Origin of the sequence: Bacillus clarus (genome assembly GCF_000746925.1) — a bacterium.
Taxonomy (GTDB): Bacteria; Bacillota; Bacilli; order Bacillales; family Bacillaceae_G; genus Bacillus_A; species Bacillus_A clarus.
Genome location: NZ_JMQC01000009.1, coordinates 149,297 through 171,172, shown reverse-complemented (window position 1 = coordinate 171,172; position 21,876 = coordinate 149,297). Strand labels below are relative to the sequence as shown.

At 34.2% G+C, this 21,876-nt stretch carries 23 protein-coding genes and 4 pseudogenes; 18 read left to right on the top strand and 9 right to left on the bottom strand.

Annotated elements, in window-relative coordinates; all coding sequences use genetic code 11:
* Nucleotides 1-14: 14 nt before the first annotated feature.
* Nucleotides 15-590 (bottom strand): replication-relaxation family protein, encoded by a 576-nt coding sequence (locus tag DJ93_RS27570; protein WP_080743757.1) that lies wholly within the window; start codon nucleotides 588-590, stop codon nucleotides 15-17.
* Nucleotides 529-1,827 (bottom strand): FtsK/SpoIIIE domain-containing protein, encoded by a 1,299-nt coding sequence (locus DJ93_RS27565; protein ID WP_042984616.1) that lies wholly within the window; start codon nucleotides 1,825-1,827, stop codon nucleotides 529-531. Before DJ93_RS27565 ends, DJ93_RS27570 begins: the two co-directional genes overlap by 62 nt.
* Nucleotides 1,828-2,138: 311 nt before the next feature.
* Between DJ93_RS27565 and DJ93_RS27560 the strand changes: the two genes are divergently transcribed.
* The 3 genes from DJ93_RS27560 to DJ93_RS27550 all read left to right on the top strand — a co-directional run bounded on the left by DJ93_RS27560 (nucleotide 2,139) and on the right by DJ93_RS27550 (nucleotide 4,638).
* On the top strand, nucleotides 2,139-2,360 hold the full coding sequence (locus tag DJ93_RS27560; protein ID WP_042984614.1) for a helix-turn-helix domain-containing protein: 222 nt from the start codon (nucleotides 2,139-2,141) through the stop codon (nucleotides 2,358-2,360).
* Between the two features lie 66 nt (nucleotides 2,361-2,426).
* On the top strand, nucleotides 2,427-4,040 hold the full coding sequence (locus tag DJ93_RS27555) for a T7SS effector LXG polymorphic toxin (protein WP_042984612.1): 1,614 nt from the start codon (nucleotides 2,427-2,429) through the stop codon (nucleotides 4,038-4,040).
* The gene (locus DJ93_RS27550; protein ID WP_042984611.1) at nucleotides 4,024-4,638 is read left to right on the top strand and encodes an immunity protein Imm33 domain-containing protein; all 615 of its coding nucleotides are present in this window, start codon (nucleotides 4,024-4,026) and stop codon (nucleotides 4,636-4,638) included. The genes DJ93_RS27555 and DJ93_RS27550 overlap by 17 nt, the downstream gene beginning before the upstream one ends.
* 158 nt (nucleotides 4,639-4,796) lie before the next feature.
* Here the strand turns inward: DJ93_RS27550 and DJ93_RS27545 are convergent, their stop codons facing one another.
* Nucleotides 4,797-5,483: an IS6 family transposase gene (locus tag DJ93_RS27545; protein ID WP_042984610.1), complete on the bottom strand. Its 687-nt coding sequence runs from the start codon at nucleotides 5,481-5,483 to the stop codon at nucleotides 4,797-4,799.
* Nucleotides 5,484-5,608: 125 nt separating this feature from the next.
* Between DJ93_RS27545 and DJ93_RS27540 the strand changes: the two genes are divergently transcribed.
* From DJ93_RS27540 to DJ93_RS27525, 4 genes and pseudogenes are all read left to right on the top strand, one after another.
* Entirely contained in the window at nucleotides 5,609-6,262 is a 654-nt protein-coding gene (locus DJ93_RS27540; RefSeq protein WP_042984608.1) for an SMI1/KNR4 family protein, read from the top strand.
* A gap of 715 nt (nucleotides 6,263-6,977) precedes the next feature.
* On the top strand, nucleotides 6,978-7,322 hold the full coding sequence (locus tag DJ93_RS27535) for a hypothetical protein (RefSeq protein ID WP_042984607.1): 345 nt from the start codon (nucleotides 6,978-6,980) through the stop codon (nucleotides 7,320-7,322).
* A gap of 607 nt (nucleotides 7,323-7,929) precedes the next feature.
* The gene (locus DJ93_RS27530) at nucleotides 7,930-8,883 is read left to right on the top strand and encodes a DUF3994 domain-containing protein (protein ID WP_042984606.1); all 954 of its coding nucleotides are present in this window, start codon (nucleotides 7,930-7,932) and stop codon (nucleotides 8,881-8,883) included.
* A 411-nt stretch (nucleotides 8,884-9,294) separates the two neighbouring features.
* Nucleotides 9,295-9,891, top strand: a pseudogene (locus tag DJ93_RS27525) (IS6 family transposase); the annotation flags it as partial.
* 201 nt (nucleotides 9,892-10,092) lie between these two features.
* Here the strand turns inward: DJ93_RS27525 and DJ93_RS27520 are convergent.
* Together DJ93_RS27520 and DJ93_RS27515 are read right to left on the bottom strand one after the other, a co-directional pair.
* Nucleotides 10,093-10,503, bottom strand: coding sequence for a hypothetical protein (locus DJ93_RS27520; protein ID WP_142920672.1), 411 nt, complete (start codon nucleotides 10,501-10,503; stop codon nucleotides 10,093-10,095).
* A gap of 120 nt (nucleotides 10,504-10,623) precedes the next feature.
* Nucleotides 10,624-11,151, bottom strand: coding sequence for a M23 family metallopeptidase (locus DJ93_RS27515; RefSeq protein WP_042984603.1), 528 nt, complete (start codon nucleotides 11,149-11,151; stop codon nucleotides 10,624-10,626).
* 302 nt (nucleotides 11,152-11,453) lie between these two features.
* Here DJ93_RS27515 and DJ93_RS27510 point away from each other — a divergent pair, with 302 nt between their 5' ends.
* The 3 genes and pseudogenes from DJ93_RS27510 to DJ93_RS34930 all read left to right on the top strand — a co-directional run.
* Nucleotides 11,454-12,002: a C40 family peptidase gene (locus DJ93_RS27510; protein WP_042984601.1), complete on the top strand. Its 549-nt coding sequence runs from the start codon at nucleotides 11,454-11,456 to the stop codon at nucleotides 12,000-12,002.
* Between the two features lie 148 nt (nucleotides 12,003-12,150).
* Nucleotides 12,151-12,354: a LysR substrate-binding domain-containing protein gene (locus DJ93_RS34180; RefSeq protein WP_042984599.1), complete on the top strand. Its 204-nt coding sequence runs from the start codon at nucleotides 12,151-12,153 to the stop codon at nucleotides 12,352-12,354.
* Between the two features lie 60 nt (nucleotides 12,355-12,414).
* Nucleotides 12,415-12,546: pseudogene (locus DJ93_RS34930) on the top strand (NAD(P)H-dependent oxidoreductase); the annotation flags it as partial.
* Nucleotides 12,547-13,303: 757 nt separating this feature from the next.
* On the opposite strand, the gene DJ93_RS27500 reads toward DJ93_RS34930, so the two are convergent.
* Both DJ93_RS27500 and DJ93_RS34175 read right to left on the bottom strand, forming a co-directional pair.
* The gene (locus DJ93_RS27500; RefSeq protein ID WP_042984598.1) at nucleotides 13,304-13,519 is read right to left on the bottom strand and encodes a hypothetical protein; all 216 of its coding nucleotides are present in this window, start codon (nucleotides 13,517-13,519) and stop codon (nucleotides 13,304-13,306) included.
* Nucleotides 13,520-13,531: 12 nt separating this feature from the next.
* Nucleotides 13,532-13,735, bottom strand: coding sequence for a hypothetical protein (locus tag DJ93_RS34175; protein WP_080743750.1), 204 nt, complete (start codon nucleotides 13,733-13,735; stop codon nucleotides 13,532-13,534).
* A 69-nt stretch (nucleotides 13,736-13,804) separates the two neighbouring features.
* Here DJ93_RS34175 and DJ93_RS27495 point away from each other — a divergent pair, with 69 nt between their 5' ends.
* On the top strand, nucleotides 13,805-14,140 hold the full coding sequence (locus DJ93_RS27495; RefSeq protein ID WP_042984597.1) for a YolD-like family protein: 336 nt from the start codon (nucleotides 13,805-13,807) through the stop codon (nucleotides 14,138-14,140).
* A gap of 234 nt (nucleotides 14,141-14,374) precedes the next feature.
* Here the strand turns inward: DJ93_RS27495 and DJ93_RS27490 are convergent, their stop codons facing one another.
* Both DJ93_RS27490 and DJ93_RS34170 read right to left on the bottom strand, forming a co-directional pair.
* The gene (locus DJ93_RS27490; protein ID WP_042984594.1) at nucleotides 14,375-14,764 is read right to left on the bottom strand and encodes a hypothetical protein; all 390 of its coding nucleotides are present in this window, start codon (nucleotides 14,762-14,764) and stop codon (nucleotides 14,375-14,377) included.
* A gap of 488 nt (nucleotides 14,765-15,252) precedes the next feature.
* Nucleotides 15,253-15,422: pseudogene (locus DJ93_RS34170) on the bottom strand (hypothetical protein); the annotation flags it as partial.
* Nucleotides 15,423-15,902: 480 nt separating this feature from the next.
* Here DJ93_RS34170 and DJ93_RS27485 point away from each other — a divergent pair.
* From DJ93_RS27485 to DJ93_RS27460, 7 genes and pseudogenes are all read left to right on the top strand, one after another.
* Nucleotides 15,903-16,514: a recombinase family protein gene (locus DJ93_RS27485; protein WP_042984592.1), complete on the top strand. Its 612-nt coding sequence runs from the start codon at nucleotides 15,903-15,905 to the stop codon at nucleotides 16,512-16,514.
* A gap of 72 nt (nucleotides 16,515-16,586) precedes the next feature.
* The gene (locus tag DJ93_RS27480; protein WP_042984588.1) at nucleotides 16,587-17,246 is read left to right on the top strand and encodes a protein kinase family protein; all 660 of its coding nucleotides are present in this window, start codon (nucleotides 16,587-16,589) and stop codon (nucleotides 17,244-17,246) included.
* A 617-nt stretch (nucleotides 17,247-17,863) separates the two neighbouring features.
* Nucleotides 17,864-18,331 carry an alpha/beta fold hydrolase gene (locus DJ93_RS27475; protein ID WP_241484390.1) on the top strand — a complete coding sequence of 156 codons (468 nt, stop codon included), beginning with the start codon at nucleotides 17,864-17,866 and terminating at the stop codon, nucleotides 18,329-18,331.
* 286 nt (nucleotides 18,332-18,617) lie between these two features.
* On the top strand, nucleotides 18,618-19,796 hold the full coding sequence (locus DJ93_RS27470; protein ID WP_042984586.1) for a macrolide family glycosyltransferase: 1,179 nt from the start codon (nucleotides 18,618-18,620) through the stop codon (nucleotides 19,794-19,796).
* Nucleotides 19,797-20,181: 385 nt separating this feature from the next.
* The gene (locus DJ93_RS27465) at nucleotides 20,182-20,889 is read left to right on the top strand and encodes an IS6 family transposase (RefSeq protein ID WP_042984585.1); all 708 of its coding nucleotides are present in this window, start codon (nucleotides 20,182-20,184) and stop codon (nucleotides 20,887-20,889) included.
* Between the two features lie 198 nt (nucleotides 20,890-21,087).
* A pseudogene (locus DJ93_RS34165) lies at nucleotides 21,088-21,264 on the top strand (IS4 family transposase); the annotation flags it as partial.
* A 200-nt stretch (nucleotides 21,265-21,464) separates the two neighbouring features.
* Complete coding sequence (locus DJ93_RS27460; RefSeq protein ID WP_042984583.1) at nucleotides 21,465-21,761, top strand: WXG100 family type VII secretion target; 297 nt, start codon at nucleotides 21,465-21,467, stop codon at nucleotides 21,759-21,761.
* The last annotated feature ends 115 nt before the right edge of the window (nucleotides 21,762-21,876 follow it).

Genomic DNA, 21,876 nt, shown 5'->3' with positions numbered 1-21,876 from the left:
CCATCTCCCTATTTTTAATGGAAATCCGTAACGGTAAATATGTTGCAATCTAATCCCTCGCAAAGCTTTTGCAGGTTTTTCCTACGGTATTCTGTCGTGGTGTACCAGATAAATTTAGGTGGCTTTTCAAATACTTTGCAATCAATTAGCTTTCTGTATTTCTGCATCTTCACACGGTTCGCACTCATCTTCTGCTCATGATCCACTTCTACAATGTGGTATTTTCCGTTTTCGGTAAAAAGTGCATCCGCTATAATCGAAACAACACCTTTCACATTCATCTTCACTTCCTGCTTCCACGTCTTAGGGCATTCATAAGCGATATAGATATCATTACGCATAATGTAGTGGCGAAATTGATTAGTTCGCTTAAGAATCTTCTTACTTCCAATACGCTCGCGTCCTTCTTTATTGAGATAAAAGACTTTTTCTCCATAGCGAAAGCTAGATACATATTCTTCAAGTTCCTTCATTACACGAGATGCATTTCTGTCACCGCCAAGATCATGTAATACCTGTATTTGCTTCCTAGTCAAAAATCCCAATCTCTTCAAGCTCGAGAGAATGCTTTCTAAGCGTTGTTCTTTCATTGCTAACTTTTGCATCTTCATGCTCCTTTCTCGCTCTAATGTTGATATGTGGCTTTATGATGTTATCAATCTGCTTATTATCGATATAAACAGTCTGTAAGACCTTCTTCTCATTCGTTTGGTATATAGCCCTTCCCTTGATGTTGGGAAGACTTTCTGCTCCTCCTTCATCCAGTACAGCACGGCTCCCTGCTTCGGTTTGTAATCTGAAGCATACACGGGTACCAATATTTTGACGGAGCTGCGATGGTAAAGCTTCATTAGTCGGATATTGAGTTGCGTATACCAAGCGAAACCCTGCTGCCCTCCCTCGTCTTCCTATATCAACAATAATGTCCTTACACTCCTGATATGGCGTCATGTCGGCTGCCTCATCCACTATTACAAAGTACCTCGTTGGGTCCCCAGCTTCTTTTATATCTTCGTATCCGTTTTCTAGTAAGTATTCGTTTCTACCATTCAGTTTCTTTTGCAATTCCCTTAGAGTCTCAAGGGCTTCTTGTGGGTTTTTCGCAATTGATTCGACTTGGTTTAAGAATCGATATCGGTTAAAAGATAGACCACCCTTCAAATCAATAAGGAATAGCTTTGTATTCTCTGGTTGATTGCGTACGAGTGATGTAATTATAAGCTTTAATACATTTGATTTACCCATGTCAGTCATCCCTGCTGAGATCATGTGCGCGATTTTATCGAAGTCGTGTTTTATTAATCCATCTCTGGTAAATCCGATTGGAACTTCCCATCCTCTGCATCGCTTCATCATATCCTCTTCAAACTTCACAAAATCAGGAATTCCTTTTTCGTAGACTCGTATTTTTAACAATCCATCGTAGGACAGCTCTATTTCCTTTCTAACACATCTTTTCTTGTTTATGATGTTTTGTATTTGTTTCAAGATATCTCTTCTCAAACGAAGAGTTTTGAAGTCTGATAGCTTAAAATCGTAAACTTTGCTTTTATGATTCAATCCATCCTCTAAATGCTGTATCTTTTGTTCAAAATCGGAGAAGCTAAGACCAAGAGGAATCCTATATGCATATTCCACGCCCCATTCATTTCTCGTCTTACGGAGCAGTTGTATTGTTTTAATGTCTCTTCCTTCTTTAACTCGCAATCCACAATTAGCGCAAATACGTTGTATCTTTGAAGCGTCATTTGTCGCGCCTTTTTGATGCATTTTTGAGAATAGAATTACACCGCCAACAGCAGCCGAACTTACTAACTCAAATATCAAAGGTCTGCACCACCCCTCATGTATGTTTTGGCAAAAACAGTCCCTAAAGATTAGAAGAGAGAATAATAGCTATGAATCATTGAAAATAGTAATCTCGCAATGTCTGAAGCATCATTCTGTGAAAGAATTCTATTCGGAATAGGTGAAGCGAAGTTTTAAAAGGCTATCGATTTGGAACAGTGAATCGTAATTCGCTTGGTATGGTAAAAGGTATTCTATACAGCTTGCTCATTATTAACACTTTTGTTTAAAAAAAATAAACTTCGGCGAAGATAAGAACAAATAATTTCGTCAGAACAGGAGTGTTTAAAGTGTTTGGACTAGGGAAGCCGCTGTCTAAATTCGGTAAATTTTTGCGAAGAAACGAGATATCTCAAACAGATTTGAAGGAATGGAGCGGAGTAAATCAAAATACAATTAGTCGTATTTCTCGATCGAATGAGTATAAGCCATCTTTAGGGAATGGACAGAAGATAGTTAAGGCTTTGAAAAGAAAAGGTTACAATGTAGATTTTGATGATTTCTGGATGTAATTAGAAACTTATCCTTACAACATTCTCCTTGAATTGGTATGATTTACTTATTAAGGAGGGGGATTTTTGAGTTTAAATATGTATCTAGGAGAAGTACATACCCAAACGCAAAGTATGAACGCTGTATGTACCGCTACCATTCAAGGTATGGAACAAGCTATTCAGTCGATTGACGTTTTTACGGGTGATACTGTTTTGCAGGGGCAAACTTACGATAGTGCAAAAGCCTACTTTGCACAGACATTTCGTCCTTTAGCACAAGGGATTATTTATTTATGTGAAGAGTTAATCCGTCAGAATGATGCCTTTCCAAGTCAATTTCAATCGCAAGTCGCTTCGACAGATGTAAACGAACAAGAAATATTAGAACAAATCCAAGGGATTGACCGAATGAGAGCAGGTGTTGAAGGGATTAGTAATGTCCTTCCAGCTATGCAAGCGATGATGGGTATTTTTGATATGATGAAACGGAAACTGCAAGAAAAGTTAGAACACCTGCATGAATTCAATTATACTTCTAGTAGTAATTATGATACAGCACTCCAACTAGCCGCTAGTATTGCTACGGGGCTTGCAGAAGTACAAAGTGGAAAAGGTTTTAGTCCTGCAAGTGGTACATTTAGTACACAAGGGTTGGATATGGAATGGGCAACGTCTATTCAAGCAATAGAAGAAGAGAGGGCACGTCAGGCTACAAATTTAATTGAAGAAGGTGCAATGTGCGGTAAACTTCCGCCTAAATCTGACTTCGAGAAAGCTTGGGAAAGAGATAAAAAGGATCTAAGTGATGCATGGACTGGTATTTCTACAGGTTTTGTAGATGGTGCTGTAGATGCATGGGAAGGATTCGTAGCTTTAGGCGATAAAGAAACGTGGTTAAACATGCGAGATGCAATTATTAATTATAAAGAAACACTTCCTGCTGCATGGAATGCTTTATCAGATTCATTCATTAATGATTTCTGGAACGGAGATATGGAAAGTAGAGAGCACTATGCTGCCTATGGTGTAGCATCATTATTAACAGGTTTTATTGGTGATAAAGGTCTTAGTAAAGCAGGACAAGCAGGGAAGGTAGCAATCGCTGGCAACCTAGCAAAAGGAAAGTCGTTTATTACTAATTCTGCTGCATATAGAAATGTATTAAATGATTTTAAGTTGAACACTGGAAACCGTTTTGCTTATGCTGATGTTGGAGGAAGTTCTATAAAATATGAACTTGGTGGGGCATACCAAGAAGCGAAAGACTTATTAAATCAATTTGCGGTTTCAAAAGAGGAATATAAAGATTTAAGGAAGAGAACACCCAATAATAGGATAAGAAAAAGCGTAAATACAGATGTACCCAAAGTTGACCCTGTATATGGTTATGAAGTCGAAAAACTTGAAGCTGACCATATTGTTTCAATGAAAGAAATAACGGACATGGAAGGTTTTGACCTATTACCGAGAGAACAACAAATAGAAGTGCTTAATATGGATGTAAACTTTGTTGGACTTGGAAAACCAACAAATGCTTCTAAGAATGCAAAAGATTGGAGTACATGGCCGGGGCACCCTAAATACGGTAAGGTTCCCGAAATTATAAGACTAGAAATGTTAGAACGTGAAGCAGTGGCTAGAGAAGCTTTGAAAAAATCAATAAAAGAGAGGTTACAATCCATTGAAAACAATAGTTAAAAATATAGGTGGTAAAAAAATAATAGCTACAGCAGAAGAACATTTAAGCCCCCAGATAGAAAAGTTATTGTATTTGCTAACTAAAGTAGAAGATAACAAATTAGTTGATGGATTTTCTATACAAGTTGGTTGGTCTATTTTTGTTCTATCCAAACGTGAAGATGGGTATCACATTATTGCCCCAGATTATACAAAAAATCCATTTAAGGATACTACAGATGATCTAACAATTGCTTTATGGGTGCAATTAGAACAAGTACATTGTTTACGTCAGTTAAATATTGATGGTGAAATAATAAAGTTTAGCGATAAAATAGTGACTTCAAAAAATGTGTTACAACTAGATGAGGTTTATTTACAAAGAGCTAGGGATTGTGACAAAGGTGATTCTGGTTGGTATATCGGTCCTGTCGATGAAACCGAAGAAACTGAAGGTGAATTAGAAGCATTTTACGCATATCAGCTACTAAAAATTAGACCTTCAATTATTCAAGTTTTAGCCTTACCTTATGAATATCTGGTAGTTTTTGAGAAAGATAAAATTAAAGCCATTTTAGATGATAATGATGTCGATGTTTGGAATGGAGTTACAAACTGAGATTAGTTAAGTTCTAAAATAATTGATAGGAGTTAACCGCATGGACTCAAAGGCTTCGAAAATTCTAGGAATATTAGACGATTATGAGGAAAGAGAAATTTGATTCTGTTGCAAAGTTTGAAAAAAGCATAAACGAGTGGATAAATAAGGAAAACTACTTATGCAGTGGCCATTAATTGTTGTAATTCATTGTACACTGAAAAGGCGAAATCTGTTTGAAGATTTCGCCTCTGTTTATATATAGCCTGAATCGTTTCGATTCCTTTGATTGTACGAGAAGCATGACGAAGAGTGTGAAATCCAGCTGATTTCACAAACCGGCGTTTGACATGTCGATGATCTTGTTCAATGAGATTATTACGATGTTTAATGGTACAGTGTTTGGTATGTGTATAATAATCGGCTTTCTGTAATTTTTTGAATGCACAAAGTAAAGCTGGGGCCTTGTCTGTCGTAAGAACCGATGGTTCTCCAAAATGTTTTACCAGTCTTTTCATAAAGGCATAAGCAGCTTGATGATTACGTGTTTTTCGAAGTTGAAAGTCCAGTGTATGTCCATCACTATCAATGGCACGATATAAATAACACCATTCTCCTTTGACTTTGATATACGTCTCATCCAAATGCCAAGCATGGAGTGCTGATTTGTTTTTCTTCTTCCACATTTGATAGATTAGATTGCCATATTCATGAACCCAACGCATGATTGTTGTTGGATGAACTGACACACCGAGTTCCTTGAGAATCTCAGATACATCACGATAGCTTAAAGAAAAACGACAGTAATAGCCAACGGCTACTAAAATAATGTCTTTCTTGAACTGTTTTCCTTTAAAATATCTCATGTCTCATTCTCCTCAACACATCTTCCCTACAGTTTAGCTTCATTTAAAAAACTTTGCAACGGAACCAAGAAAGGTATTGGCGGATGCTTATAAATATTTCGATGGTTTGGGAGGTTTTGTAAAAAATAATAAATTTATCTAGAATTCCTGGTTTAATAAAAAATAATCCAGCAAATGATATTGAAATTCAAGGATTAGAAGATGTGATGAAAATAAAATTACCTAATGTATATAAAGATTTATTGAAATATACAAATGGTTTTTCGATTGGTGGAGGTTTAACGATTTATGGTACTGAGGATATTATAGAACGAAATGAGACCTGGGAAGTAACTGAATATGCAAATGGTTATGTTTCTATGGGTGATGATGGTAGTGGTAATGTTTTTTTAATGTTGCAAGGTGCAGATGCAAAAGAAGTATTGGTTGTTGATTCTGGTGATATGGATTCAAATCATGCTACTGTAATTACTTTAGATTTTAGTGAGTGGGTAAATACAGGATGTTTAAATGAAAAAATACAGAAAATAGAAGTGGAATTCCCTGATACGTGTAATATAGTGTTAGTAGAAACTCCTAATGGGGGATTAAAAGATTTAGTAAAGATAAAAAGTGTACTAGCAATTGATATTTCAACAGGAGATCTATTAAAAGGCTCGAAAAATCTTCCCTTTACATTAGTGAAGAAGTTTCCATATGGTAAGACAAAAAAATTGATTGAAAAATTAGGACCTGTTGGTGTAGTGCTAAATGCGGTACCTATCGATATAAATAATTAGTGTTAAATATAATTTTGAATTTATGTTGAATTCTTTAATGTTAATTTAATATTTTAATTAGAAAAAAAGAACTAGCATTTTAAATGTTAATTCTTTTTTTAGTTATTTTTTAAAGGAATTAAATAAGGAATGTATCAAGAATATTATCTTTTTTTCTTTATTGATCCCAATGTATTTTAAAGTGATTTGAGGTGTACTATGATTTAGGGGTACCGCCAACATTTTAACGAAAATATACGCTAAGCAAAATTCGACATGAGAAAACGTTGATTTTACTACTCTAAGCGATATCACCAGTAGATATTTGAGACAAATGCACTTCAATGTAAAAGGTGCTGAAAAGAACTTAAATAGTGTCTCAAAACTCATCTTTAAATCAAATTCTCAATTCAACCCGTGTTATGGAGTTTTGGGAATCCCTTAGCGTATAAAAACGTTAAAATGTACGTCCTACCCCTTTTTAAACTTAAAAAATTAGAATAAAGAAGAAAAATAATGAAATAAGGGATTCACCATTTTAGCACCAACATTTCGCGAATTTCGTACGCTTAGATGAACCAACAAATGGATTAGATCCACTAGTTTCCTTTGTTCAAGTCATAAACTTCAACTTTTTCTGTAATACCAGTGTGATAGTTGATAAGAAACTTTTCCATAAAGTAATATAATGTAATATGCATGTCCCATTATTTAGAAATTGAAAGGAGTCACTGTAATGATTATTTGGAGAGGTAAAGGACTGTTAGTAGTCTTAGCATTAATTTTAGGAAGTCTGATAAGTGGAATATTTTCTAGTATTTTGCAAATGGACACGGTACATAACCCTGGATTTATTTTTAATGGAATATTTTGTACTATATTTATAGCGATGAGTAATTATTTTTTCACTAAAAAGTTTATATCTGATAGTGTACGAACACTCGTCGATGAAAAAACCGGAGAAAGACTTCAAATAAAAGATAACTCTGCGTTATTTTTCATTCGAAATAAATATTGGACTTGGATTATTCTAGTTTTAGGTTTTGGACTTACTATTACTGTTAGTGCGCAGTTATCATAATTTTTTTATATTAACTACTTTTAATAATTTAAATTACTTATTTGAAAAATTATATTTTTTTACAGTAACTACTCAGCTATACATTGCTTTTAGAAGGTTAGTAAGGGGTATAATTGCTGCCATAAAGATAAAAATGGCCCTACACCTCGCTACATTTCTGTGTTTTAAAACTTTGCGCGTGGCAGAAAAAGGAACTGACCGCTTCTATGCATCGCCAGTCCCTCTCGCCCATTTTAAAAAAATGCTTTTCTTTCTTTTTTTACAGAGTAACTGAGTAGTTACAAAATTTATTCAAATTAAGACTCCAATTTTATAAAAACTCATTAGTCTTTTATTGGAAATGTTATAATGGTAATTGTGGTTTTTTTCTGGAAATGGGTGATGTTCGCATAATTATTAGATTAGATTCCTAAGCAGTAGTTGAAGCATTTTCTACGTTTTTATCACAAGATAACTTGAATTTGTAACAAACAAAATTTGTTGAGTTAATCTAATCATTTATTATGTTGTGGGAAACGAGACATTTGCATGCCATTGCAGAAAAATCCATTTATAAGGTAGAGGTTACTGTATAAAAGCTTATTAAAATATTAAAGGGGTATATGTTATGAAACCGAACAAGGTATTATCCATAGCACTCCCTATCATACTCTTAACAGGGTGTGGTGGGGAAGACAAGATAAAAGAAAAAGCCGAAGCCAAGCAAGAAGAGAAACAAGAATCGAAGAAAGTAGCTAAAACTCATAAAGTACCTGCTGAGTTTTATAAACGAGATATCAATGCTTATTGTAAGTATTTGGAAGATGACTTTAAAGCATACAACAATGAACTGAGTCATATCTCGGATAACACTACTACAAGGGAAGCGATTATAGATAGAATTAAACGACTCGAAAGAACAATTGATATGTTTAATGAAGTTGACCCTCCTAAAGAGTATGCAGACGTCCATAAAGATGTAGAGAGTTCAATGGAACACTTCTCAAAGGCAATGAAACTATCGAAAGAAGTATTTTCTAGAAAAGAAATGCCTAAAGGGGGTAGAACTGATAAAGAATTACTAGAAGAGTCTGATAATGAAATCAAGAAAGGTGACGAGTACTGGTTTAAATTCATAAAAGAACTTGGTTTCACAGAAGGCTCTCCTAACAGAGCAATAACAGAAGCTCAATTAAACGAGTTGGATAATAAAGAAGGTACTAACCTTGAAGCAGTAGAAAAGAACGTAGTAGATGGAACAGAGTTAATTGCTAACTGGGGTTTTGAAACGAAAAACGGTTTCCAACCTTCTCTTATCTTAAAAGGTGGTAATCCAAAACAGTTTGAAGTTTACCTATATGGAGATTATCCAAAGAAAGGTAACCACATTGAAGGTACATGGACTTATGATGTTCCATCCAAAGAGTTACGATTACATATCGACAAACAATTTGTAAATGGTCAGGAAGCAGAAGTTATTCATAAAGACCTTAAGTACAAAGTACAAAACTATGATAAAAAGAATTTGCAATTATTTAACCAAGATTCTATGAAAATAACTCGATATACAAAGCAAATGTAATGATAAAAAGGAAAAGGATTAGGTATAGTCGCCTAATCTTTTCTTCTTCGTAACTATCCAGCCCATAGTTAAAAACGCAAGACAAATAGAGGTAATCACTACGATCTATTCTGTTTTCCTCTGATTGGGGTACCGCCACATGCCCATCAACTTAGGAACGGAAACAACATGAACTTTTGTTCAAATAAACTAAAAAACTTTTAAAATACTTTGTTTCCTTAAAAATAAGCATGCCAAATAAAACTAGATTAACAGAACTTTAAAAAATTATGCGATTTTCTTTTGTTTTTTCAATCCACTATACTCATAGACAACACCCAGGATATCAAAGAAGGTTCTGGTGCAAAAACTTCAGGATAATTACAATAAATCTATAAAACTTGGACATACTGATACTACTACTCTAGGAAGATGGAGGAACGGGGTTTGTCTATTGCTCACACAACGATTATGCGATGTGTTCACCAGTATGGTCCTGAATTAGATGAGCGAGTACGGCGTCATCTTAAGCCAACAAATGACTCGTGGAGAGTCGATGAAACTTATATTAAAGTAAAAAGTCAATGGATGTACTTATATCGTGCCGTGGATTCAGAAGGGAATACAATTGATTTTTATCTAAGTGAATCAAGAGATAAACAAGCAGCCAAGCGCTTTTTCAAGAAAGCCTTGGCTTTTTCGTATATTTCTAAACCGCGTGTAATAACAGTAGATAAGAACCCTGCCTATCCTGTAGCGATTCAAGAGTTGAAAGAAGAGAAACATATGCCTGAAGCTATAAAGCTAAGGCAAATTAAATATCTCAATAATATAGTGGAACAAGACCACCGGTTTATTAAAAGGCGAGTTCGTTCTATGTTAGGATTTAAGTCATTTAAGACAGTAATCTTTATATTGAGTGGTGTTGAAGCCGTGCATATGATGAAAAAAGGACAACTTGTTTTACCGGACAAGTCTGTCCAAAACCAGAAACAATTTATTCATAAATTGTTTGGCTTAGCTTCATAAGATAGGGATGAAGAATAAATTGCTACTCTATGTTTCTAACTAACATTTTTGCACCAGAACCTTTTAGATAACCTCAAAATGAAAATTTTCTAACCCTAACAGTACGTCCAAGTTTGGTAGATATCTTGCAATAGAACTAAATATTTTGATGGAAAATCTAAATACCCCCTTGCCTAAGTTGTAAGGGGGCATAACTATTTTCTATAAATCTTGAATTGTAGCAGTTATAGATGATTTCGGATCAGCAAAACTACTAACATCAGCTTGAATTATATATGAAGCTTCTTTCTCCAACCATACATCCGTGTTTTCCGTTATAGAGCCATAGCAACCTCCAACATGTAAATCTACAACAAGCTCAATAGTTGTGGGAGAGGTCTTCTTATATAAACTACAAGAACCATCCGAGGCCATCGCTGTAGTCTTACCATAATATGTACATGTCAGTTTCATGTACTTTCCTGTCCCAGTAATATCTAAACTTTTCGTTGAATTATCCGAATGCTTAGATGTTACTGATGCAAGAGTAGCAGCATTAGTTACAGGTACAAATACTGTGAAGATAGTAATTATGGATGCAATTAATAGAGAAAAATACTTTTTCATTACCAACACCTCCATATGTAATTAATAAAAACTGATTTGCTTATACAATATAAATTTGCACTGCGCGAAAACCTTTGTAAAGATATAAAAAATTCCTTAAGTTATCGAGATGTATCTGAGATTCTCTTATTTTTTGCAACTATTCTTACTTGTATAGGATTTTGTACCCCAATAATGAATTTGAGAGCCGTTAAATGAAATTTTTTTGACTTGTCCCTGATAACGTTGTTCAAAATGAAGATGAGCACCAGTTGATCCCCCTGTATTGCCCACATTTCCAATTTTTTGCCCTATCGTAACTTTTTGTCCTTTTTTAACGCTTTGTGTACTTAAGTGTGCATAGCGAGTAGTCCAACCGTTTCCATGATTGATCTCAATCCATTTTCCATAACTTCTATTTCCCTCATTTTCTACTCTTGATACTGTGCCAGAAGCAGATGCTACAACAGTATCTCCTTCATCGTTTGCTCGGTTAAAATCAACAGAATTTGCTGGACTATGATTAGAACGAGTTTGTCCTTCCCATTTCTGTCCACAAGGAAAAGGCATTTGAAACTTTGGTGTTCCAGCTGCCTCGGCAGTATTAACTCCCCCTATACAAAATGTAAGCAGTAAAGTTGATGCAGTGATCGATAACAAATTCTTTTTCTTCATAAAAACTCCTCCAAATATACTGAAAATATTTATGTAGTATGTATTCTTTTTACTTTCACGAGTTCCCTTTTCACTATTTTTTTTTCAAAATTATACAGAAAATTTCAAAAAAACGACATTTTTATACAAGACATGACAGTGGTCATCAAATTATGGAGTTTACTCCCAAAGTGGTCCCTAAAATCCATAATTGTTTGCGTTTTGCAACACAATTCGATATTTTTTTATTTTATTTAGAGGATTTGATAAAAAAAGGTAGAAAATTAATTAATTGTAAAAATATCTTAAAAAGGGGATAAATTATGAAAAGAATTATAGCAGGAACTTTAGCGTTTGGAATGGTAGTTGGAACTGGAAACAGTTTTTCTTCTGCAGAAGAAATAAGTAACGTTCCTGTAATTGAAGAGGTAACAATCCAAACTAATTTTGAAACTATGAATATCGAATCTTTAGAAATTCAATCCATAACTACCTCCCAATTTCAAAAGGTTTATGCGGCAATGAAGAAATATGAAGGAAAACCATACAAATATGGTGGGAATAGCCCCAAAACTGGATTTGATTGCTCAGGATTAATGCAATGGGGGTATGGAACACAAGGGATTAAATTGCCACGTAGTGCCCAGCAGCAATATGATTTTACTAAGCGTATCAGCAGAAGCGCTCTTCAACCAGGTGATTTAGTGTTCTTTAAAGGAACAAATGGGGGTAAACAAGGAATTACACATGTTGGTATGTACATTGGAAACAATACATTCTATAACTCTAGTAGTTCAAAAGGAGTAAGTGCAGCTAAGCTAGATAATTCTTATTGGAAGCAACATATTGCCGGTTATGGAAAAATCAAATAAGGGGCCCGCTATATTGTCAACAAGCTAATAATAAAAAATACGGTTTTGTTGCAAAAAGTGCAATCTCACGGATTGGATACTCTAAATGGTGAAATAGCAATAAGTTTCGGAACAAGCTGTTTATACCCATAAACAAGCTAGTAAGCTTTTGCAGGAGGCTGGAATTGAAGGGAACAATGCACTGGAGTTTCCAAGTATTGAAATAATCAAACAGTCTGTGAAATGTGGAATCGGTTTTGCATTGATTCCAGAAGTGGCTGTGAAAAAAGAACTTGAAGAAGAACAATTCAAAACGTTTCTATTATGTCCGCCAATTTTTTCTTTTTGGAGGTTTTTACTTTTCTTAACTTGATGGGCATGAGGTAGCGTCAGGAAAACGCGGATTTACAATAAAAAGCAGGTAACCACTATTTTGCAAAATGAGGGTATCATTGACGGCAACGATTTTGGTTTAGCTTGTATGGTCGCTTTCGGATATCGGAAAGCGGATCCCAAACGCCCAAAAACAAGACAAAATCTCGATGAAATTGTCGAATGGCGATAAAACTGTAGATGATGTTTCTCAGCATCAAGGGACATGATCACATAGGCATGTCTCCTTTAATGTTATTTAGAGATAAGTCCAAGTAAGCATCCAAATAAGGTGCTTTTCCCTCTGTTATATAGAAAATACATAATAAAAATGGAATTTGATAAAGTAGGCATTAATTAAATAATCCATATCTTTGTTAAAGCGCCTTATTTTGATACTGTAAGGAATAAAGTATCAGTCTGAAAGAATAGTACACCTTATATTCATTGATGCCCCAAATTCTTCAAATGATTGTTTGTTTACTTTTTCCCAATTAATTTCTTCATTATATAAGTAAAAAAGAGATAAGAACACTTTCATTCCGTGCATTATCTCTTTTTCAAATATGTATGGCATATCCCATGTAAAATTACCACATATTTTAATGGGACTTACAGATTGCTCTTCAAAAAAAATTATACCTCATTTTTTTTAAAAATATACAATTTAAAACCATTTCAAAAATACATGGTCAGAATGTCAGTGCCTTGCATGTTTCTAAGAATTATAGTTAGTGATAACGTGAAATTCATTTTATTATAATTAATTATAATAAAATGAAAAAATAGTGTATTAGATAAGAATTCTACATTCTTCTCTATTTACCTATGCTTATAATTTTTATAAATTATTATATTGTAGATATTGATTTAAAGTTGATTAATTAAAGTGTCGAGTCCGCTGCTTTTTTTATTTTGCATAGAAAAAAGGAACCTGTAATGGCTCCTTTTCACAATGCTATCTTATACTTATTGATTTTCCGCTTAACATTCATAAAAGCTAGTAATGCTGCAATAGCGCAAAGACCTTTAAACCAAAGAAACTCGGAAGAAAATAGTCCACCAAAGAAAGCGACCGAGTGTACAAAACAAGTAATACCAAATAACCAAAGCATGAACTTTAATTCCTTTGAGGAATACTTATAGTTTTTAAATCTTTCCCACATATGTATCAACTCCTATTGTCCTGATGTTCTGTAGTTTTTCTTGATGATATCCCGCATATTTAAGACAAAGAATAGAAGGAAAACCAAGGCTATGATACCGTTAACCCAGTAGTATGTATGTCCTGTTGTGAATCCAGTATAGAAAGAAAGGGAATTCCAAACTAAAAGGATTGTTGTACAGATAGTAGAGATCAATAATGAACTAAAACTTCTCATGATTTCACCTCGATTCAAATTTTTAGAACTTTTTATATAATTATACATTTAAATACAAGGATTTACAAAATGAATTACCATAAAGAGGAGTTAGACAAATTACTTCCTATTGCAGCAATACCTGAACAGTTTGCTGGCATTCGTGAAATCATCAAAGAGAAAAACAAAGTAACTCGGCCGATCTTAACAGATGAAGAAAAAGAACTAATTGAGAACATGTTGTTATGTTCCTTATTATCTGAAGAAGAAATACTAATTACATATTATGAAGATGGTTATTTACTCTCTAGCTATATGACTGTTGTTGGTATTGACCAGCAAAATAGTGCTGTTATATGTACTGATGCCTTTTATAACAAGATGTCCCCTTATTTTCTTATAAGGGGGCTCTCTCCGTTCAAATGAATATTTTGTTTAGTTTTCTTTAATCTCTACATCGCTTAATCAATACTATGGCTCCATGCTTTTTATTTTAGGAAGGATAGAGAGGTAACAATTGTACAGAGATAATAAAGTTGTTTAATTTTTAATAAAGTCATTTGAAAAATAATAAAGGCCTTAAAAATGTTAGTCATACTATTCATCAAACGATCCATTTAATGGAGGAACTCCTTTAAAGAAACTTGAACCTCAATAGTGTCATTCTACGCTCTCAAGAGATTCTTTAAGGAATTGAAATTCAAACTTGGTAGCTTCTAATATATCTTTAATATATTTTCCCTGATTTTCAACTCCCGTTACTAGATCTAGTTTATTAAAAAAGATTATCCAGTTTAAATTCTTCTTTGTTTCGAATCTGTATTTTCCTTCTATATCTTTGTTAGGGTAAATTTCGAAATAAACTCTCTCTGCCTTATTTAGGTTCCAATAAAAATGTTTGTAAATATAAGGAAGCCGAGCGTCAAGCATACTCTTGTTTTTTTGTTTGGATAATGTTCTATTTAGAGACGCTAAATAATCATTGATATTTTTAACAATTGCTTTTTCATCTTTTTCGCTACTTAGAATCCCAAATTCAATCTTCGTCATTTAGTAGTCCCCTTATTAATAAGTTATTTTCACTAATATTAACATTTTTATGAAAATAAGTTAAACCAAAAGAAGTTGCTATAAAAGTACAATCCTTACTTAAGTATAGGGAGCGATTGTTCAATAAAATTTAGATTTTCAAACGACTTTATTGTTATATTTTTTAGGATAGTGAAGTATCTTAAATTAAAAATTAAACAACTTTATTTTTAACCCCGTCCTAAATTAGAACGGGGTATGCTTGTTTGAGCTTTTAAAATTAAATAACTTTATTTTCATTTCACATAATAGGTATTTTTCGTTGATATGACTGGATTTGTAGTGTTAGTTGTTTGCATTTTCCTAGTTTGAATTTGTAGGATTTATATTGTTTTTTAGTTGATGCCCCAACACCATGAAAACCACCAGAAACATCCGCCACCGCCAAACTGACCACCAACATTAAGGGATAATAGGTCCTTTTTATTCAATAAATTCAACTATACTTTTACAGCTGATGCCCCAACACCGTGTAAACCACCACTTGTTTTGTATACAACTGGTCCAAACTTACGACCAATAAGAAGTTTTCTTTTGTGGCACCGTTAATTTCGTCGCCATATCTTGCGAACGCTTCATCAATGCTATTATCGACGATTTCATATACAAGATGATGAAGAGGGTGGTGGAAATTACATTGCGGCTTCCATCACTCCTTTGTTTTAACCTAATAATTTGATGATTAATGCCCCGATTCCAGTAGAAATAGCAGAAATTACAGCTAATGCTACTTTGTCACTCATTTTGATTTCCATGTTTGTTTCCTCCTTTCTTTTGTTGTAATGCATTGTACTCATTGAGTTACCTGTTTTTAATAGCTATCGTTAAAAATCTTCCTACATAATAAAAGGTCCGAAGTGCAAGGTTCACTCCACTTTTATAGGCGCAGTAGATAGGTGGGTTTGGTATATATTAAAACTATAATTCCTTTCATGTTATCGTGCCACCCCTTACATGTCCGCAAAAGTATACCTTTACAGATATATAGAAAACTATAAAAAACCACGTCCATAAATGTTCATTTCTCACTTTACAGACATCTATTTATTTCGTATACCTTTACAGACATAAATGATATAATTACCAGTGAGGTGTACATATGAAACATAAAAAATTTGGTTATGTACGAGTTTCAAGTAAAGATCAAAACGAAGAACGACAAATTCAAAATATGAAGGATTTAGGGATCGAAGATCGGGATATTTTCATTGATAAAGAATCTGGGAAAAATATGGAGCGAGAGAGTTACCAAATGCTAAAGCGTCTTGTTCGTACAGGAGATACTATTGTGTTTGACTCCCTAACAAGGCTTGGGAGAAATATGAATGATACATTAGAAGAATTTAGGTACTATGAAAAACATAAAGTAAATTTACAATTTATAAAAGAACCTTATATTAATGTCAATTACACTGGGGAAAGCACAAATGATGTCATTCAAAGTGCAATTCAAAAAGCAACTCTTACCATATTATCAGCATTTGCAGAAAAAGAACGCATTGATATTAAACAACGTCAAGCTGAAGGAATTGCTCTTGCCAGGAAGCAAGGTAAACGTTTAGGACGTCCGCCTGTCGAAATAACAGAAGAATTTATGGATGCTTACAAGGAATGGAAATCTGGTTCAATTACAGCCGTAGGAGCTATGAAAAAGTATGGCATCAAACGTTCCTCATTTTATAAACTTGCCAAACAGTATGAGGAAAATTAAATTGTATATGTTTTGACATATTCATTTTAAAATGTGGATGGGCCCCCTTTTAACAAAACCGGAGTGGAAATGATGAGTATAAATAGTTTTGTGGGATTGATAAAGGATGAATTATTAAAAGAGGTAAGCATAAGAAGTGAGGATGAATTCGAGCCTGTAGTAGTTAAAGATATTCCTAGACTTTGGAAGTGTTTAGGGACAGGTAATTATGCCGCAGTATTTATGCACAAAGAATACAAAGATTGGATAGTGAAAGTTTACGCGCGAGAAGGAGAAGGAATTGAAAAAGAGTCAGAAGTATACCGAAGAATCGGAAATCATCCTTCTTATTCGAAGCTTATATATAAAGGAGAAAATTTCATAGTATTGAAACGTTTAAAAGAAATTACCTTATACGATGCTATTCATAAGGGGATTAAAATTCCTAAGCAGGTAATCCTTGATATCAATGAAGCTTTAGAGTATGCAAGGGAACAAGGATTAACTCCTTGTGATGTTCACGGGAAAAATGTGATGATGGAAAACGGAAGGGGATATGTAGTCGATGTATCTGATTTCTTAAAAACAAAAGAAGATAGTAAGTGGAGAGACCTAGAAAAGGCATATTTTACATTTTACTTGCCTTTCATTTATAAATTGCCTTTCCCTGTTAAAATACCGTATTTCATGTTAAACATTGTTAGACGTTCATATAGAAAATATAAGAAGCTTAAAAAGAAATTCAAATTGTAAAAGGACCACATACTTATCTTTAGGTTAGATAAGTGAACCACTAGTAAACAATAGGACCGTACATTTTAGATATGTCTAATATGTACGGTCCTATTTTTATAACTTCATGAAGTAATCAGTAAGCTTTTCATTTTCTTTTTCACGCAATTGCTTATTTTCTTCTGCAAGCTGGGTGATTTTGCCCATCCCCCGAAAAGGAGGATTAAGACAAAATATTCCATATTAGTTGTATAGTATTTTGGACTCAACCTTATTTATTCGATTTGTAACATAAACGTTCGTTTTTGTTACGTTTTATATTTGAAAATATGAAATACCCTAACCGTTGAACTAGCTGTAACAAAATACTGTATCAAAAATAATCCGTAACATTATTATTAAAATACCTTTTTGTTACAACAAAATTTGATGAGTGGCTCAAAAAAGAAGTAATCGTTGCCGTATCCCTTTAACATGAAATTGGTATTTTCCGCCTTATCACCCTTTTTTGGGGGATGGGCAAAGATACCCGACACTCATTTGGTGGTATTTTAGCTACTAACTAGGCCAAACAACACCCTGACAATGTCTTAAGTTTAATCTTGCTTAATTGTACACTAAACAAGCGAGAGTCAAACTTGCATCAAATGAATGTAGGAAGAAGCTGGTTAGAAGAAGATAATGTTTTGAACTCTTATGAGTCAATCGAGTCTTTCTATAAAGACTTCTTTGCAATGGCTGAAAAACTGCTAGAAATGGGAAAGTATTATGATTTACAGTTCACGGATAGAAAAAACTTTAAAGTCTTAGAAAGCTTAGATAAAGAACTTAAACACCGCCCTGATTTTTGTAAATATGTACATGCGGATCCTGAGTTTTTTCAAGATTATACTCAAATCACAACTGAAATTTCAGTACCAACTCTTGTAATTAGTGGCAAGTATGATGATGCTGTTGGACCAGATCACTATAAAAAATTTAATTTTCCTAATATGTCCGTTGCTATTTTAGAAGATAAGCATCATCCTTATTTAGAAAACAAAGAAGAATTCAGGCGCGCAATTCAGGAATTTATACTAGCTATACCTACTCTAAAAACAACTTAAATTTACTTCCGATATCGGGTTTTATATAAATAAAATAGGTCTAAAGTATGAATCAGTTTCATTATTAAGTATGATTTAAAAATTCCTTTTTTTGTTATCATTTAATTAATATTTAACAAATGGGGGATGAAATATAAAGCTTAAGGTTCAAGGGGTTTCTGAACTGGTTTTGCAGGTAGAATCAATGGCTAGAGCAGCGGGGGATTATTTGTATCCTTAATAGTCAAAGAGAGAGGAGTAAGAGAGTTAATATGTTGCAAGTATTGAGACAAGGAGTGTTATTCGGATGGCAAACATTTTAATGATTAACTTTCCAGCAGAAGGGCATGTCAATCCTACTTTGGGCATTGTAAAAGCTTTTGCGGAAAGAGGAGACAGTGTTCACTATATTACAACTGAAAAATTTAAAGAACGTTTAGAAAAAGTTGGCGCAACGGTTCATCTTCAGCCTGATTTATTGAGTAAAGCATCCATTGATCCGTATTCGAATGCCGGTTTAAATAACTTTCTGAAAATTCAAATTCAAACTTCATTGGACGCTTTGGATATCACAAAACAGTTATCTCAGGATATTGATTTTGACTTTTTATTTTATGAAAAATTTGGAGCAGGGCAACTAGTGAGAGATTACTTGCAAATTCCGGGAGTTTGCTCTTCAGCATCCTTTTTGTTTCCAAAAGAATTTCTTAAAAACATGCCTTTATCTCCAGAATCCGGATTTAAACCTGATGAAGAAGCTGAAAAGTTAATGGTACAAATGAAAGAATGTTATGGCGTAGAGCCGGAGAGCTCGGCTCAGTTTATGAATAATGCGGCGGAATTAACGATTGTATTTACGAGCCGGTATTTTCAGCCTAATAGCGAAAAATTCGATGATTCAAATATCTTTATCGGACCGACATTCCCAAAGAGGGCTTATACGGGTAGCTTTCCCTTTGAAGCATTAGAGGATGAACAAGTCCTTTATATTTCGATGGGGACGGTTCTTGACCGTACAGAGGAGTTTTTTAATACATGTATTGATGCATTTTCTGATTTCAAAGGAAAAGTTGTCATCGCTGCCGGTGAAAGAGTAGATATGACAAAAATTAAAGAAGCTCCCGAGCACTTTATCATTTCTTCATATGTACCGCAATTAAAGGTACTCGAGCACACGGATGTCTTTATTACCCATGGCGGTATGAACAGCGTGAATGAATCTATCCACTTCAATATCCCAATGGTTGTTATCCCGCATGACAAGGACCAGCCTACAGTGGCGCAGCGTCTGACTGAGCTTAATGCCGGCTATAGAGTATCAAAAGATAATTTGAAACCTGAAACGTTAAAGGATGCCGTTAAAGAGGTGCTGACCAACGAGATCTATAAAGAGGGTATCAAAAAAATTAATGAAAGTTTTCAAAAAAGCGGCGGGGCAGAAAAAGCTATAGAAGCTATTGATGCTTTTGTGCAAAACAAAAAATGAAGAGAAACACAAAGCCTTATTCAACGCGAGTTGAATAAGGCTTTTTTAGTTTGACTTCCGCTAACGAAAATTATGTAAATGAGCTGTCCATATGGACGGCTTATTGTATTTTTTGTTTAACGTGTTTTTTTCCAAAATGCTGGCGAGACCCCATGCCCATCAACTTAAGAGTGTAAACAAACTGAAATTTGGTTCAGCCGGGTTAGAACATTCTTAAAATAGAAGTATATTCTAAAAAATACGCATACCAAATAAACCCTAACGGGTTTCATTTTTTTAATTATGCAATTTTCGGTTCTGGTGCAAAAACTTCAGGGAAATTGCAAATAATCTCTAAATCTTGGACATACTGATACTATTACTCTAAAAAAGGTGTGTGATCGGTATGAAAAAGGAAAATTTGTTCAAATGGAAGCACTATCAACCTGATATTATCTTATTAACGGTAAGATGGTACCTACGGTACAACCTAAGTTTTCGTGATTTGGTGGAAATGATGGAGGAACGAGGTTTGTCTATTGCTCACACCACCATTATGCGTTGGGTGCATCAATATGGACCTGAATTAGACGAAAGAGTACGACGTCATCTTAAGACAACAAATGATTCTTGGAGAATCGATGAAACGTATGTGAAAGTAAAAGGACAATGGATGTATTTATATCGCGCAGTCGATTCAGAAGGGAATACTATTGATTTTTATCTCAGTGAATCAAGAGATAAACAAGCAGCCAAGCGCTTTTTCAAGAAAGCCTTGGCTGCTTCTCATATTTGTAAACCTCGCGTTATAACAGTAGACAAGAACCCTGCCTATGCTGTAGCAATTCAAGAATTAAAAGAAGAGAAACGTACGCCTGAAAGCATACAACTAAGGCAAGTTAAATATCTCAATAATATAGTGGAACAGGATCACCGTTTCATTAAGAAACGTGTGCGTTCTATGTTAGGATTCAAGTCATATGAAACAGCCACTTCTATATTGAGTGGCGTTGAAACCATGCATATGATGAAAAAAGGACAACTTCATCCACAGGTGAAGTCTGCCCAAAATGAAGTTAGGTTCATACATAAACTGTTTGGAATTGCATCATAATCTGCCGTTGAACAGACTATGTAGGTTGCTCTGTCTCTATCAAATGATTTTTGCACCAGAACCAAAATTTGTACATTTTCACCTGAAGATGTCATTTTTCTCATTTTTGGGGTATTTAATTTCGTTAAGTTGATGGATGTGTATGGTGATCCCTAATACATTTTTCATGGAACAAATTACAAAGGATGGCGTGTTTTTATGAAGCTTTCGATTCAAGATGAATTATAATTATTTACTGAAGAGCTACATCAGCATTTTAGTTTCTCATCTTTAGAAGAACTTGCTAGGAAATTAGTCTTTATACAACGAAAGCGTAGGTTTTTAGCTCATGATTTATCTTTTATCTGTGTCTGGATGAGTCAACGGGCAGTAAGCTCTCCGTTTCAAATCCTCAATTTGGAATTCTTCAAATATTACTTTATTTTTATATATAAATAAGAAAAAATAAACAATATATGATAAAAATATCCAAAAAAGTGAAAATCTCTTTTCAATTATTCTACTTATTGTTATAATTCAGTAAGTAAAAGTAAATTTTTTTTTACAATTTTTACAAATTGATAGGGGGAATATAAATGGCTGGACAAATTCGTATGAGCCCAGAGGAGCTTAAAGCAAAAGCAGCTCGTTATGGTAATGGTGGTCAACAAATTGAGGACATTTTACGCGATTTAACAAACTTACAATCAGATTTACGCGGAGAATGGGAAGGTCGTGCATTCGAAGGGTTTGACCGACAATTTATCGAATTAGCACCGAAGGTAAGAAATTTTGCCCAATTACTACATGACATCGAAAGACAATTGAAGGATACAGCAGATGCTGTGGCTCGACATGATGAAGATTTATCCCGTAATTTTGGACTTAGCTAATTACGGTGATGTTTGTTAGTAGATTAGGGGATTTTTCATGCTTTACATAGTAACGGGCGCGAGTAAATTCTCTGAGTAGTGAGCCACGCAGCAAGTGCTGCGTGGCTCATTTATT